The following is a 13,368-nucleotide window of genomic DNA, read 5'->3' as shown; positions in this document are numbered from 1 at the left end:
CTCCTATCTAATCCGTGGTGACCAATTTGTGTGCAGTTCAGCCCCAACAACAGTCGTGCCAGCTTCCAGGGCCGCTTTGATTGACCGTTTGTCCACAACGTGTGTGACTTTCTTCGTCACAAATTGTGGTGGCAACAACCGGTAGTCATCCGGTACCTGCACCGATGTTGATGCCTGAATCCAAACCGTGAGCGTCGGCGTTTTCACTTTATCAATCCCGGCGACCTTAAAAGCGTCAGTCAATGCTTGTTTCAAGCGATCACGATTACTTGTCAGCCCTCGCCGACGATCATTTAGTCGCTTGATTTCAGCGTCAACTTCGGCAATATCGTTATCTACCGACTTAATGACGTAAGCGTATCCGACTGCTTTCTCTTCAATTCCATCCTTGATGGATGCTAATGTATCCTTGATTGCTTCCGGGTCGCTCTCTGGGTCAGCCGCGAGTGCAGCTACCCTAGCGTAAGCACCTTGCAAATCGTATAATGTAGCCATAAGTTAATTTCCTTTCAGGCCGTCTGACGTTCCAGCGTCTGCGGCTTTTTCATTGGCTTCAATTTCGTCGATGTACTCGGTGAGCAGTTTGATCCGCACTGAATACATCAGAGCCTCATCATCATTGAAGTGTTCGCCCTCGATAATCATTTTGGTCAGTGCTTCTACGTTGTCTTGCCGCTCGCCGACTAATTCCTGGTACAAGTGAGTGACTGATGTTTCATAAATACTAGTAAGCATTACCGTTCCTCCATTTCTTTCTTGCGGCAGCTGATCAACAGCCGCATATAAATGCTGTCTGCTAACTGTTGCTGCCAATTGCTTGACGCTTGTGCTCGGTATGCTTCGACTGTCTCTAACCGATACTGATCAATTGGTTCCATTAAGATTTGCCGCCTTTGATTGCATTCTGGGCGATTTCCGGAAACCACTTTTTCATGAACTCTCCAAATGCTTCCGGCTCACATGTATAGCCCTTGACGCCTTCACGCGGGTACATTACACATTGCCCTCGCAGAACTTTCATGAACCGCGGAACTTGAAACACGTTGTCTGCAAACCAAGTTGGATTCTGGTGATATCGTTTTACCAATTCCGGCATTGTCCACCAGCCAGCCATGTCTGCTCTTGCGAGAGCAGTATCATGTTCAGCCACATATTCGTCGTCAACGACGTGAAGCCCAGTTGGCAGTTGGATCATCAGAGCCATTCCGTTGACGTTGGCTTCTATTTTTGTCCCCAGAAGCATGATGCTCGCCTCCTTTCCAATTGCTCCGGAGCAACTCGACAACTTCGTGCCGGTTGGCCCAAACTGCTTTAACTTCTGACCAACAGGCACTGATAATGATGCCGCCAATGATGGCGGACGGGATGTCAATGACTAGCATGTGAATCAGTCCTTTCATAAATTTTCACGGTTCACCGGCTTCCATAAGTGGGATAATTGTGGTGTCATAGGAAGGAGGTAATATTATGGACACAGTCCATAAAATGGTGATTTGCCTAAATGGCCATATGATCACGGACAATGAGGATATTGACGCAATTACCACTGGGTTTTGCCCCAAATGTGGTGAAAAGCTCATCAGCAAATGCCCAATTTGTAAAAACTACATTCCTGGTGAGACAACTTCTGACGATTTTGTTTTCGTGGGTTTCCCGTCTGAGCCAGTCCCGAATTATTGTGCTCACTGTGGCAACGCATATCCTTGGACAAAGAGAGCTATTGACTCGGCAAAAGAGTTAATTAATTTTTCCAAAAAGCTTAACGATAAGGAAAAACAACAACTCGCTGAATCAATACCGGATCTGATTAGTGATACGCCACGTACGAAGATAGCAATTGTTAAGTTCAAACTGTTGTCTAAAAAGGCTGGATCTACAATCGCATCTGGGCTTCATGACATCCTTGTTGATGTTGTATCAGAAACTGTCAAAAAGACCTTATTTGGGTATTAAAGCTTTGCCCCACATTGCTCACAGAAGCTTTCTCCGTGCACAAGATGCCAACACTTGGCACAACGTACGAAACCAAACTTTGACCACCATTTGAGCTGAGCATCTGTTAGATTAGTTTCCGTCCCGTCAATAAATGTGGGATGGGTATGCCCGTTGCGGCCTACATCCGCACTGGGCACTTTTTTACTGTTCATTTTGCTTCCTCCATTCCTTGCTTTGAGATTGACGACTTGATTGCCTGGACGCCGCGTTCCGAGTAAACCCATTGCGGTACCTCCAACTGTTAATTTCATTTTGCTTCCTCCGTTTCTCGCTCGATTACCGGTAAGATTCCACGTGCTTTCAGAAACTCGTAAATGAATTTGTGCCCCTTTTGCGTCCACTTGGTGCTGGGCTGAATGTCTACTTGGCCATCACTGTGTACGTATGGGACTGGTACTGTGTGTGTGTAACCATGACCTTGGTATTTGCTGTACAGATACCAGCTGCCTGATTGCTTATACTGAACGCCCCAGCTGTGCAAGATGGCATTGAACCTTTTGGCTGACACGCCATAGTTCTTTGCGATAGACGTGGTGGTCACAAGGCCTTTGCTCGCCAGAATCATATCGTAGTAGTCCGCCTTAGGCTTCAACTCTTGGACCTGCTGTTCAGCAATCAGACGACCAGAGTGTTCCTGATCTTTTTGTTCGGCCAAGTCCGCCGCCAGCCGCAATGCTTCTGGCAACGACTGTGGCACCAGCATCTTCGGCTGTTGATTGAAGTAATTCTCTTCGAGGCTGTCGAACACATCCCAGGCTTGATCGGTGCCAAGCATTTTCGAATGACGTGCGGCTCCACGTTTGGTGTAAAGAATAAGGCTCTTGGCGTTCTTCCCGACAAGGGGTGAATTTAACCCTTTGTCCTTGAAATCCTTTAGAGCCGGGCCCTCTAGCTTGAAGAAGTGGCTGCCCTCGATAAACTTGTCACGGTTCTTCTTGAAGTTGTCCGCAATCCGATCTGGCGTTGTTCCGTAGAGCTCTGCAAGCTGTTCCGTGGTCAGCACCCGCTGGCCTTGATTCTCGATTGGCGTTAAATCGTTCATCATGAAACCTCCTTATGCTGTTTTTACTCTTTTTGGTTCAGATACTTGAACTTTTTGCTTAAAAAAATATTTTTCGACCTCTTCGCTCGGAATATTCAAAACATTCATCGCTAAGATTATTTCGGTGTTTTTCCAAGGGATGTGGTTGTTTAACTTGAGAGATATTGTTCGCTCAGAAAGCCCCATAGATCGTGCAAAATTGTATTGTGTTCCAAAAACTTCAACGATTTTGCCAAGCAGCGCAGAATAATCAATGTCCATCTTCACTAGTACGTCCTCCTTTCGAAGTTCAATCATTTGAACTTTATGAACCCATTCTATCCTGTATTTTGACCCTTGTAAACCCCCAAAGTTAAATTTGTTGAACTTTTCTATTGAACTTTAGTTCAATATGGAAGATAATACGGATAGCAGATAGAGGACGAAAGGACGTGCGAACGTGAATTCAACAACGGAGGCTCGCTTAAAGCAAATCATGAGCGAACGCAATCTTAGACAGGTAGATATTCTGAGGCTATCTGAGCCATGGCAAAAAAAGTTTGGCATATCCATGTCAAAAAGTCACTTATCTCAATATGTCAATGGAAAGTCGCAGCCTGACCAGAACAAGCTTTTACTGCTAGCTAACACTCTAAATGTTAGCGAAGGATGGTTAATGGGCTTTGATGTTCCCCAAGAGCGTCGCACAGGTATCCCGAACCATGAACCATCTTCTGATATTGTACCTATATACAACCAGCTTCACCCCGCTCGCCAGGAAAAGGTGTACAACTACGCTGATGATCAATTGAAGCAACAGCAAAAAGAAAACGTGATCTCACTCGACGACGAGCGCCAGAAACGCCAGCCAATACTTCTCCATATTGCCGGAACTGTATCGGCTGGGACAGGCGAGTATCTTCCCGATGATGACACAGGCGATGACGTCTCATTTAGTGGTCCCGTGCCTAATTATGACTATGCTGTGCGTGTCAATGGCGACTCTATGGAGCCAATGTTTGAAGACGGTCAAATAATTTTCGTCAAAAGATGCGATGATTGCGACATCCACAGTGGTCAGGTTGTCATCGCAGATTTGAACGGTGATGCATACGTCAAGAAGATCGACATTCAACCAGACGGCGTGCGTTTGATTTCGTTGAACCCAAAGTACAAGCCAATCCTAGTTGAAAGTTTTGACGACTTTGCGATTCAGGGAATCGTAATGCTATAAAGATAGCCCATCCAAACCAAGGATGGGCATTATTTTCTTCGCCGCCCCATTCTCAGAGGGGTAAAATATGGGGGTACCAAATATTTGTAAGGAGGAAAATCATGAAGCAAAAGAAGAAGTTTTACAAGCGTTGGTGGTTCTGGGTTTTAGTGGTGATATTGATTGGCGCAATTGGATCTGGAATTGGCAACCAGGGAACTGATGATTCAAGCACGTCAAAAGTACAGAAAAGCTCCTCATCAAAGGTTGAAAAAACCTCGTCAGCCAAATCCTCGTCAGCCAAATCCTCGTCGTCTAAGCAAAGCACGTCTGCTAGCTCAAAATATTCTGCACCAGCAAACACTGCAAAAGAAGTGACGCTAAATACTGGGGAATGGACCGTTGGCACTGATATTCAGCCTGGAAGATACACAATCACCCCTGTATCCGGATCTGGTAACCTAACTAGCACGGGGAGTGGTCAGGGTATGGATATAAATGAAATACTGGGACAAGATGATGGCATGGGAGTTGCTTCAGTCACCACAGACTTGGTTAGAGGAGAAAAAGTGGAACTGGATGGTATTCCTCAAGCTAAGTTTTCTCCTGTTGTTTCCCGGAACAGTGCTAACACATCCGCGCTCTCTACTGGTACTTGGATTGTTGGTAAGGATCTCAAGGCTGGGCGATACAATGTTTCCCCAGATAGTGGTCAAAGCGGTAACTTCACTGTTGATGGGTCGACTTCTGTTAATGAAATATTAGGGGACGGCGGCACAAACAAGGTTACAATGACTGTTAAAAACGGAGACGTGATCAATGTTTCTGGCATGACCGGAGTGCAGCTTTCACCATATAATTGATCTTTCCACGGGCCTCACGGCCCGTACATAGCACGAGGTTTCGACATTCAAAATGTCGAAAATAATACTCGGATTTTAAATCCGAATATTAAAAAAGCCCACCCGCATCTCTTGGCCGAGACGGGTGAGCAAGGGTGAAAAATTGAAGGAATAATGGAATGGGAGAGCGATGCCATGAAAGCCATTCGTAAGGCAACGCTCTTTGCATACCCTATTTTACCAGATTGGGAGGTAAACACAATGGCGTCAATCACAAAACGCAGTGGATCGTGGCAGTACCGGGTCAGCTATAAAGATCATGACGGCAACCGACGCTATGTGAATAAGTCCGGCTTCCAGACCAAGAAAGCCGCGGCTCTCGCCGCAGCAGACGTCGAACAGCAATATAACCGGGGCGACGACTTGTCGCTACGGGATGTCAATTTTCTAGAATATTACGATAGTTGGATGCAGACATATAAAGTGGGACATGTAGCGCTGGGAACCCTGGCCAATTATGAGGTTACACAACACCATTTGCACAGTTATTTCCCTCATGATCAGTTGCTTCGAACAATGAGCGCGCAAAAATGGCAAGACTTTCTGAATTGGCTTGGTCAAGGGCGGGCTAAAAGTACCGTTCGCAAAATTCAAACCTGTGTTCGCGGTATGATTAAATCCGCCATTGACGATGGCGTCATCACCCGCGACTTCACCTGCCGTACAGAAATATCTGGTGGGGACAGTAAGCCTTCTAGCTTAAAGTATCTGGAAGCCTCCGACTTTAAAAAGCTGCTTGAGTTCTGCTCTGCACACGCATCCATGAGTAAAATGTATAATTACATCATTCTCACTGGTGCCCTAACGGGAGCCAGGTTCAGCGAAGTTGTGGCATTGACCTGGGATGATGTTGATTTCAGGCAGCAGACAATTTACATTCACCACGGCTGGGACTACCGGAATCATACGGGGCTTACTAGAACCAAGAATAGTGCTTCAGTGCGGACAATATCGATCCCGCCGAGCCTGGTGTCAGCCCTTAAAAATTTACACGCTGATCAGCAGGCATACTATATGAAAACGGGTTACCGTGATTCTTTAAATATGGTATTCAGAAATGCAAAACACCAAGTTGCTGGAAACAGATCTATAAACGACGATTTAAAGAACGTTCTGAAAGCTTCCCATATTAACAAAGCCATCACTTTTCACGCACTCCGGCACACCCATGTGAGTTACCTTCTAGCACAGGGCGTGGCTCTAGAATACATCAGTAAACGGCTTGGCCACAGCAGTCTCGCCATAACAATGCAAGTGTACACGCACTTACTGCACACCGCAGAAAAGAAACAAGAAGGACTTGCTAACACTGCTTTGGAAAGGTTGCAGAGATGATGTGCACAAAATGTGCACAAAGCACTCACAAACGCCCCATTGACGCGGTCCTATGTAGTAGCCCCACTACTGCGAGGCCCTTTTTTCAAAAAATGTCTCGCGGCCGCCGTAGAAACCACACACACTCTCCACAAAGCAGCGGCGGCCGCCCTACCTAGCGCTGCGCCGGCCCAGTCCGGGCCAATCTGGAATCAACAAAAGAAGCACTGCCTCCCCCATGGAAGCAGTGCTTCTTTGCGTGTCGAAAGGTGCGGCACCGCGATCAAGCCCCCAGCCTGGACGTGGGCCAAATCCTTGTGATTATCTTCCCACTGCCAAGCATAACACCCTGTTCTTGAATTTCACAAGAGCCAAAGCCCTTCATTTTCACGTTTCCATCACAAGGGTTATTGAAATTGACATCGGGTGAGCAAAGGCGTATTTAGGGCGTCGGCTGCCGGGTGGCATCAATAACGCCGCGCACTTCTTGGAATAAGGGGGCGGTCTGACTACCGGTGCGGATAGCACTGATCATAAACAGTGTATCCATCAGGGTCATTTCTGCAATCAGAGCATGCAGCGCCTCGGGCCGGTACTTGGATTCTTCCGCCACTGCCACCAGCACCACCTGGGCCATCTTGGCCAGCTGACTGTGGGGCGCGCCGGTGATCACGATCAAGGGTACCTGATGATCCTGGGCAATTTGGGCCAGCGCAATGGCGTCCCGGTCTTCCCCGGAATGGGAGATCACCACCGCGGCATCCGTTGGCTGCAAGTGGGTCATGCTCATCAGCTGCATATGATAATCCGTGGCGTAAAACACCGCCATCGCCGTGCGCAGAAACTTATGGTAGCCGTCCAAGGCGACGATATTGCTGGCCCCCAAACCGTACAAGCCGATGTGCGCGGCGTGAATCAGCAGATCGACCGCCGCCGTCAGCGCCCCCGCATCCAGATTGGCACTGGTCGCTTGCAGGGCATCTACGTTAGCCGCAAAAATCTTGCGGGCCATGGCCGGCACATCGTCCGTCGGCGCGAATTCCTGGAACAGCGGCTGTTCCGCGCCCGCCGGCGCTTGGGCTAAAGCTAAACGCAGGGCTTGAAAGTTATCGTAACCCAGCGCCTTGGCAAACCGGGAAATCGTCGCCGTGGACACGCCGGTTTGCGCCGCCAATTGCGAGATCGATAGCTGGCTGGCCGCGCTCTGATGGGCCAGCAAATAATCCGCCAGCCGTTTCTCTTGACCGCTCAACCGCGGCTTATAGGTCTTCAACTGCAAGGCAAAATGCTGCATCATCGCTCCCACCTCTCAGCGCGATTATAGCATAACGAGACGTCTTTTAAAATAATTTACAAGCCTGGCACTTGATTTATGGAAATATTTTGCATATACTAGCCCCAGCAGTTAAGAAAACGCTTCGAGGAGGAATTTTAATCATGGATATTGGCATGATCGGCTTAGGAAAAATGGGAATGAATCTGGTCCAGAATATGCGGGATCACGACATTGACGTCGTCGCCTACGATTTGAACGCAGCGGCCCGCACCACCGTCACGGAATACGGCGCCAGAGCGGCAGCTTCACTGAAAGACTTAGTGGCTGCTCTGGCCCCGCCGCGCACGATCTGGGTCATGGTCCCCGCCGGTACCCCCACGGAACAAACGATCAGCACTCTGGCGGAATTGCTCAACCCGGACGACATCGTCATTGATGGGGGCAATTCGTACTATCAAGATTCCCGGCGCCGGGCGGCGGCATTGACCGCCCAGGGCATTCATTTCTTCGATGCCGGCACCTCCGGCGGCATGGCCGGTGCCCGGCAAAACGGCAACTTCATGATCGGCGGCGAAGCGGACGTCTTCCCCCGCATCGCGCCGCTGTTTCAAGCCATTGCGGAAACCGACGGCTACCTCTACACCGGCCCGGCCGGCAGCGGCCATTTTCTCAAAATGGTCCACAACGGTATTGAATACGGCATGATGCAAGCCATCGGCGAAGGCTTCGAGGTCCTGGCGAAGAGCGGCTACGATTATGACAACGCCGCTGTCGCCAAGATGTGGAACCATGGCTCCGTGATCCGCAGCTGGCTGATGGAATTAGCGCAAAACGCCTTCAGCACCGATCCGGAACTCAGCGCCATCAAGGGTGTGATGCATTCTTCCGGCGAAGGGGCCTGGACGGTGGAAGAAGCCATCCGCCTGCACGTCCCGACCCCCGCGATCAGCGCCGCCCTCATGGCCCGCTACCGCTCGGAAGAACCCGACGCCATGACCGGCAAAGTCGTCGCCGCACTGCGCAACCAATTTGGTGGCCACGCGGTGGACCCGCAGTAGGATAGGAAGGAGCCTTCATTTATGGCAACATATCTCATCGGTGTCGATCTCGGCACCACCAGCACCAAAGTCGTTCTTTTCAATACCCAAGGCCAGGTCGTGACCAGCGTCAATAATCCCTATCCGCTGTATCAGGACACCCCGGACATGGCCGAGGAAGACCCGGAAGAAATCTTCGACGCCACGATCGCCGGCCTCACCGCCGTCATCCGCCGCGGCCACGTGCAGCCCGGAGAACTGGCCGGCGTGTCTTTCTCCGCCGCCATGCACAGTTTGATCTTGATGGACGCCAACGACAAACCGCTGACCCGGGTGATCACCTGGGCCGATAATCGGGCCGCCAAGTACGCGACGGAATTGAAAGAAAACGGGCTGGGCATGCAGCTGTTCAAAAATACCGGTGTGCCCACCCACCCCATGTCCCCAATGGTGAAATTGCTGTGGCTGAATGCTGAACACCCGGATCTGATCCAGCAGACGACCCATTTCATCGGTATCAAGGACTATATCCTGCACCGCTTATATGGCCGCTATGTCCAAGATTACTCCCTGGCTAACGCCACTGGCCTGTTCAATATCCACACGATGGATTGGGACGACCAGGCCCTGGCCGTGACCCATGTATCCCGGGACCAATTGCCGGAACTGGTGGATACCACTTATCAGCTCACCGGCATGAAGGCCGCCTATGCCGATGTCATCGGCATCGACCCGGCTACCCCATTCATTCTGGGCGCCAGCGACGGGACACTGAGCAACCTGGGGGTCAACGCGATTGATCCCGGGGTCTTAGCCGTTACTATCGGCACCTCCGGCGCAGTCCGGGTCGTCACCGACAAGCCTGTGGTTGATCCCCAGGGCCGGCTGTTCACTTATTACCTCGCCCCCGGCCGCTGGGTCGTTGGCGGGCCGGTGAACAACGGCGGGATCGTCTTCCGCTGGGTGCGGGATCAGCTTTTTGCCCCGGAAAAACTCACTGCCGAACAGATGGATATTGATTCCTATGAACTGCTGACGACCATTGCGTCGAAGATCCCTGCCGGCGCCGACGGGCTGCTGTTCCACCCTTACTTGGGCGGCGAACGGGCACCGATCTGGGATGCCAACGCCCGCGGCAGCTTCTTTGGCCTCACCCGCCAGCACACCCGCGCCCATATGGTCCGCGCCGCGCTGGAAGGGATCGTCTATAACCTGTACATGGTGATGCTGATGATCGAGGGGATCACCGGCAAGCCCAAGGCCATCCAAGCCACCGGCGGCTTCGCCCGCAGTGCATTGTGGCGGCAAATGCTGGCCGACATCTTTGAACAAGACGTCAATATTCCAGAAAGTTTCGAAAGCTCCGCCCTGGGCGCGGCGGTCATCGCCATGAAGAGTCTGGGGATGATCGATGACCTCAGTGCCGTGAAGGACATGGTGGGCGTGACCCATACCCACCAGCCCAATCCGGCTGTCTTCCCGGTCTACCGGCAGCTGCTGCCGATCTGGATCCGGCTGACCCGGGAATTGAGCACAGAATACGCGGCTATTGCCGACTTCCAACGGGCCCATCCCGACCCGAATGCCCACATCGCGGCAGAGGATTAACACCTTTCTAATATCACCATAAGGAGTGAAGCCACATGGAATTATTGGTCTTAGTATTGGGTATTGCCTTACTGCTCCTATTAATTATCAAGTTTAAAATGAACACCTACGTGGCCCTGATCATCACCGCCGTGGCCGTCGCCCTGGGGTTGGGCATGCCGCCGGCGAAGATCGCCACCAGTATCCAAAACGGGATCGGCGGTCAACTGGGGGAGTTGGCCCTGGTCTTCGGCTTCGGCGCGATGCTCGGCCGACTGGTCGCCGATGCGGGCGGGGCGTACCGGATCGCCCATACGCTGATCAACGCCTTCGGTAAGAAGCGGATCCAAATCGCCGTTGTGCTGGCTTCCTTCATCATCGGCATTGCTCTCTTCTTCGAAGTCGGTATCGTCCTCTTGATCCCGATCATCTTCGCCATCGCGGCCGAAGCTGGCGTGCCGATTCTCGCGTTGGGGATCCCCATGGCCGCGGCCCTGTCCGTGACCCACGGCTTCCTGCCGCCCCACCCAGCCCCGACTGCCATTGCCACGGCGTTGAACGCCCCGGCCGGGATGGTCCTGGCCTACGGCATTATCGTGGCGATCCCCGCCGTTTATATTGCCGGGCCGCTGTTCTCCCGCTTTGCGAAGAAAATCGTCCCGGACGCCTTCGAACGCCGGGGCAACCTGTCTGCCCTGGGACCGCAGAAAGAATTTAACTTGGCGGACACACCGAGTTTCGGCCTATCCACGCTGACTTCCCTCTTCCCCGTCATTTTGATGGCCGTGGCGACGATCTATCAAATGGTCGTCCACGGCGGGGTGGCCCCGAAGAACCCGGGGACGCTGGATAATATCATCGCCTTCATCGGGTCGCCGAGTATCGCCATGCTGATTTCTCTGCTCTTTGCAATGTGGGCCATGGGCTGGCACCGCAAGATCGCCTCCAAACAGATCATGAGCACCCTGGAAGAAGCCGTTAAATCCATCGCTATGCTGCTGCTGGTCATCGGCGGCGGCGGGGCCTTCAAACAAGTCCTGATCGACGGCGGCGTCGGCGATTCCGTGAAGAACCTCTTCATGGGAACCAATATCTCGCCCCTGATCCTCGGCTGGCTGATTGCCGTCGTCCTGCGGATCGCCCTGGGTTCCGCGACCGTCGCGGCTATGACCGCTTTGGGCCTGGTCCTGCCCTTGATGCAAAGTGCCGGCGTGAACCCAGCCTTGATGGTCCTAGCCATCGGCGCCGGTTCCCTGGCTGCCAGCCACGTCAACGATGCCGGGTTCTGGATGTTCCGGGAATACTTTGATTTGACCATTAAACAGACCTTGCTGACGTGGACGTTGTTGGAAACGATTATTTCGGTGGTTGGCTTGGGCGGTGTGCTGCTGCTTAATTTAGTAGTTTAGTTCTGCTAAAACAGATTAAAGCCCAAATTCACTGAATGTGTGGATTTGGGCTTTTTCTATCCTGGAGCATGTTGCTCATTAGGACTTAGTTGGTGAGAAAGGCTTGTATTCTCCCGATGCACCCGAGATAATGGTAACCGGTCGCGAAAGGAGGCGGAAGTTATCAAAAATACATTACCAGAACGCTGGACCGGCTTGATCACGGGGCTATTACTGAATGCCATGGGCCAGGGATTGTGTATTGTCGGCGCTATGGGCAGCGGGATTTGGACCGCCGCGGCGGTCAACCTGAGTGCCTGGCAGGGCTGGAACATCGGTATCGTGCTTTTTGTCAGCGGCGTGTTCAGTGCCGCCACGAATCAGGTCCTGATTCGGCGTATTGATGTCCCGCGCTTCGTTGCTGAAGTCATCTATGCCATGTTCTACGGCTATTTCGTCAACATTTTCACCTGGCTGTTCACCGTTCTGGGGATAGGCAGTTGGCCGATGCTCGCCCGGACACTTGTCTCCTGTTTTGGTGTCGCGATCTTTTGCATTGCCATTTCGTTGTATCAGCGGGCCAACATCATCATGCACCCCAATGATGACACCAGCAACATTCTCCGTTTCCGCTACTTGCACGGCAACGCCACTGCGTCACAGTTAGTAGATTTCATCCCGCCCATTATCGTCACAGCCATCGCTTGGGCGTTCTCCGGCAAGCTGCTGGGAATTAATGTGGCAACTGCCGTTTCGATGATCTTTAACGGCGTGATCATTGCTTGGTCAGACGAGCATGTTTGGCCGCATTTGCGGCATAATTTTAAAATGACGCCGCAAAAGGATAGATAATAGAAGGTAAAAAAATAGACCGCCACCAGTGTTTTCCACACACCAGCGGCGGTCTTGGTTTCTATTCGGTCGGTACTGTACTCAGTCTCGTTATTTAGTGTAACGGGCTTGGATCCACTGATGGCCGCCTAAGTCGTACCACAGTTCACCGTTATTCAAGGTGCCCACGACTCGCCAAGCAGTGCCGTGTTTAAGCATCTTGCCCGGCACGCGGGTGCCGTTGTTCGGCGATGTCCAAACCGCAATGCTGTAGCCAGGCACATAGTTGATCGTCGCTACCTTGCTGGTCGCAACTTCCGTGGTGCTGTTTGGTGCACCGTACACATGAGCATACGGCGCGACAATCCATTGGTTGCCGCCCAAGTCATACCAATCAGTCCCGTTGACCTTGGTCGTCCGTACGGTCTTCCACTTCGTACCGGTCATCAGCAACTTGCCGGGAATCGTATGACCCCCAACCGGTGCCGTCCAGACAGCCACGCCATAGCCTGGCACATAATTGATGTCAATGGTGGCACTTAATGGTGTCGCTTGGTATTGTTGGTACCAGGGCTGTTCCTTAGTCGGATTCACCACGTCCGTGCTGGTACTGCTGGCCGCTAATGCCGGCGCAGCTGGCGCGACAAGGGCTAAGCCCAGAACCGCTCCTGCGATAGTCAGTGTTCTTGCAATTTTTCCCATAATTGACCTCCTAATTCTTCACGCGGTTATCCAGTTAAACTGGCTTACCCGCTTCATGCCGCTCCAACGATCCGCATCATTGAATTTGCCGGCACTGTAACG

The 13,368-nt window shown here is 51.8% G+C and carries 17 protein-coding genes; 8 read left to right on the top strand and 9 right to left on the bottom strand.

Annotation, left to right across the window (positions count from 1 at the left end):
• Positions 1-3: 3 nt before the first annotated feature.
• The 4 genes from FMM01_RS13475 to FMM01_RS13465 are packed head-to-tail and all read right to left on the bottom strand — an operon-like array spanning position 4 to position 1,243.
• Positions 4-495: a siphovirus Gp157 family protein gene (locus tag FMM01_RS13475; RefSeq protein WP_150392862.1), complete on the bottom strand. Its 492-nt coding sequence runs from the start codon at positions 493-495 to the stop codon at positions 4-6.
• A 3-nt stretch (positions 496-498) separates the two neighbouring features.
• On the bottom strand, positions 499-735 hold the full coding sequence (locus tag FMM01_RS13470; RefSeq protein WP_150392861.1) for a hypothetical protein: 237 nt from the start codon (positions 733-735) through the stop codon (positions 499-501).
• Complete coding sequence (locus tag FMM01_RS16345) at positions 735-878, bottom strand: hypothetical protein (RefSeq protein WP_190973378.1); 144 nt, start codon at positions 876-878, stop codon at positions 735-737. The genes FMM01_RS13470 and FMM01_RS16345 overlap by 1 nt, the downstream gene beginning before the upstream one ends.
• On the bottom strand, positions 878-1,243 hold the full coding sequence (locus FMM01_RS13465; RefSeq protein ID WP_051225125.1) for a DUF771 domain-containing protein: 366 nt from the start codon (positions 1,241-1,243) through the stop codon (positions 878-880). Before FMM01_RS13465 ends, FMM01_RS16345 begins: the two co-directional genes overlap by 1 nt.
• Positions 1,244-1,467: 224 nt before the next feature.
• Between FMM01_RS13465 and FMM01_RS13460 the strand changes: the two genes are divergently transcribed.
• Positions 1,468-1,953: a DUF2321 domain-containing protein gene (locus tag FMM01_RS13460; RefSeq protein WP_150392860.1), complete on the top strand. Its 486-nt coding sequence runs from the start codon at positions 1,468-1,470 to the stop codon at positions 1,951-1,953.
• On the opposite strand, the gene FMM01_RS13455 is transcribed toward FMM01_RS13460, so the two are convergent.
• Genes FMM01_RS13455 through FMM01_RS13445 form a run of 3 tightly spaced genes read right to left on the bottom strand, consistent with a single transcriptional unit; the run spans position 1,950 to position 3,298 of the window.
• Positions 1,950-2,246: a hypothetical protein gene (locus FMM01_RS13455; RefSeq protein ID WP_150392859.1), complete on the bottom strand. Its 297-nt coding sequence runs from the start codon at positions 2,244-2,246 to the stop codon at positions 1,950-1,952. The two genes, FMM01_RS13460 and FMM01_RS13455, sit on opposite strands and share 4 nt — an antisense overlap.
• Complete coding sequence (locus FMM01_RS13450) at positions 2,243-3,037, bottom strand: phage antirepressor KilAC domain-containing protein (RefSeq protein ID WP_150392858.1); 795 nt, start codon at positions 3,035-3,037, stop codon at positions 2,243-2,245. The genes FMM01_RS13455 and FMM01_RS13450 overlap by 4 nt, the downstream gene beginning before the upstream one ends.
• Positions 3,038-3,049: 12 nt before the next feature.
• A complete protein-coding gene (locus FMM01_RS13445) occupies positions 3,050-3,298 on the bottom strand; it encodes a DUF739 family protein (protein ID WP_150393301.1) in 249 nt (82 codons plus the stop codon).
• A 178-nt stretch (positions 3,299-3,476) separates the two neighbouring features.
• Between FMM01_RS13445 and FMM01_RS13440 the strand changes: the two genes are divergently transcribed.
• The 3 genes from FMM01_RS13440 (at position 3,477) to FMM01_RS13430 (ending at position 6,466) form a co-directional block, all read left to right on the top strand.
• The gene (locus tag FMM01_RS13440) at positions 3,477-4,250 is read left to right on the top strand and encodes a S24 family peptidase (protein WP_223849951.1); all 774 of its coding nucleotides are present in this window, start codon (positions 3,477-3,479) and stop codon (positions 4,248-4,250) included.
• A gap of 101 nt (positions 4,251-4,351) precedes the next feature.
• Complete coding sequence (locus FMM01_RS13435; RefSeq protein WP_150392857.1) at positions 4,352-5,092, top strand: hypothetical protein; 741 nt, start codon at positions 4,352-4,354, stop codon at positions 5,090-5,092.
• Between the two features lie 174 nt (positions 5,093-5,266).
• Positions 5,267-6,466 (top strand): tyrosine-type recombinase/integrase, encoded by a 1,200-nt coding sequence (locus FMM01_RS13430; protein ID WP_190973377.1) that lies wholly within the window; start codon positions 5,267-5,269, stop codon positions 6,464-6,466.
• Positions 6,467-6,887: 421 nt separating this feature from the next.
• Here FMM01_RS13430 and FMM01_RS13425 read toward each other — a convergent pair whose 3' ends face one another.
• Positions 6,888-7,739 (bottom strand): MurR/RpiR family transcriptional regulator, encoded by an 852-nt coding sequence (locus FMM01_RS13425; RefSeq protein ID WP_150393299.1) that lies wholly within the window; start codon positions 7,737-7,739, stop codon positions 6,888-6,890.
• Between the two features lie 143 nt (positions 7,740-7,882).
• On the opposite strand from FMM01_RS13425, the gene gnd reads away from it, so the two are divergent.
• From gnd to FMM01_RS13405, 4 genes are all read left to right on the top strand, one after another.
• Complete coding sequence (gene gnd / locus FMM01_RS13420; protein WP_063516606.1) at positions 7,883-8,779, top strand: phosphogluconate dehydrogenase (NAD(+)-dependent, decarboxylating); 897 nt, start codon at positions 7,883-7,885, stop codon at positions 8,777-8,779.
• A 21-nt stretch (positions 8,780-8,800) separates the two neighbouring features.
• Positions 8,801-10,366, top strand: a complete 1,566-nt coding sequence (gene gntK / locus FMM01_RS13415) for a gluconokinase (protein WP_146993824.1) — start codon at positions 8,801-8,803, stop codon at positions 10,364-10,366.
• A gap of 35 nt (positions 10,367-10,401) precedes the next feature.
• Positions 10,402-11,754, top strand: a complete 1,353-nt coding sequence (locus FMM01_RS13410; protein ID WP_150392855.1) for a gluconate:H+ symporter — start codon at positions 10,402-10,404, stop codon at positions 11,752-11,754.
• Positions 11,755-11,952: 198 nt separating this feature from the next.
• A complete protein-coding gene (locus tag FMM01_RS13405; RefSeq protein ID WP_150393298.1) occupies positions 11,953-12,585 on the top strand; it encodes a DUF6198 family protein in 633 nt (210 codons plus the stop codon).
• A 90-nt stretch (positions 12,586-12,675) separates the two neighbouring features.
• Here the strand turns inward: FMM01_RS13405 and FMM01_RS13400 are convergent, their stop codons facing one another.
• The gene (locus tag FMM01_RS13400; RefSeq protein ID WP_150392854.1) at positions 12,676-13,266 is read right to left on the bottom strand and encodes an SLAP domain-containing protein; all 591 of its coding nucleotides are present in this window, start codon (positions 13,264-13,266) and stop codon (positions 12,676-12,678) included.
• Positions 13,267-13,368 lie beyond the last annotated feature (102 nt).

It is taken from the genome of Schleiferilactobacillus harbinensis (assembly GCF_008694105.1).
In the GTDB taxonomy this organism is placed as follows: domain Bacteria; phylum Bacillota; class Bacilli; order Lactobacillales; family Lactobacillaceae; genus Schleiferilactobacillus; species Schleiferilactobacillus harbinensis.
The sequence above is the reverse complement of the archived record's forward strand: the minus strand, read 5'-3'. Positions and strand labels throughout refer to the sequence as shown.

Coding starts and splice junctions, on each gene's coding strand:
- FMM01_RS13455 (WP_150392859.1), bottom strand. CDS start 2,246: ATGAAATTAACAGTTGGAGGTACCGCAATGGGTTTACTCGGAACGCGG.
- FMM01_RS13430 (WP_190973377.1), top strand. CDS start 5,267: ATGAAAGCCATTCGTAAGGCAACGCTCTTTGCATACCCTATTTTACCA.
- FMM01_RS13445 (WP_150393301.1), bottom strand. CDS start 3,298: ATGGACATTGATTATTCTGCGCTGCTTGGCAAAATCGTTGAAGTTTTT.
- FMM01_RS13400 (WP_150392854.1), bottom strand. CDS start 13,266: ATGGGAAAAATTGCAAGAACACTGACTATCGCAGGAGCGGTTCTGGGC.
- FMM01_RS13450 (WP_150392858.1), bottom strand. CDS start 3,037: ATGAACGATTTAACGCCAATCGAGAATCAAGGCCAGCGGGTGCTGACC.
- FMM01_RS13475 (WP_150392862.1), bottom strand. CDS start 495: ATGGCTACATTATACGATTTGCAAGGTGCTTACGCTAGGGTAGCTGCA.
- FMM01_RS13410 (WP_150392855.1), top strand. CDS start 10,402: ATGGAATTATTGGTCTTAGTATTGGGTATTGCCTTACTGCTCCTATTA.
- gntK (WP_146993824.1), top strand. CDS start 8,801: ATGGCAACATATCTCATCGGTGTCGATCTCGGCACCACCAGCACCAAA.
- gnd (WP_063516606.1), top strand. CDS start 7,883: ATGGATATTGGCATGATCGGCTTAGGAAAAATGGGAATGAATCTGGTC.
- FMM01_RS13465 (WP_051225125.1), bottom strand. CDS start 1,243: ATGCTTCTGGGGACAAAAATAGAAGCCAACGTCAACGGAATGGCTCTG.
- FMM01_RS13435 (WP_150392857.1), top strand. CDS start 4,352: ATGAAGCAAAAGAAGAAGTTTTACAAGCGTTGGTGGTTCTGGGTTTTA.
- FMM01_RS13470 (WP_150392861.1), bottom strand. CDS start 735: ATGCTTACTAGTATTTATGAAACATCAGTCACTCACTTGTACCAGGAA.
- FMM01_RS13425 (WP_150393299.1), bottom strand. CDS start 7,739: ATGCAGCATTTTGCCTTGCAGTTGAAGACCTATAAGCCGCGGTTGAGC.
- FMM01_RS16345 (WP_190973378.1), bottom strand. CDS start 878: ATGGAACCAATTGATCAGTATCGGTTAGAGACAGTCGAAGCATACCGA.
- FMM01_RS13460 (WP_150392860.1), top strand. CDS start 1,468: ATGGACACAGTCCATAAAATGGTGATTTGCCTAAATGGCCATATGATC.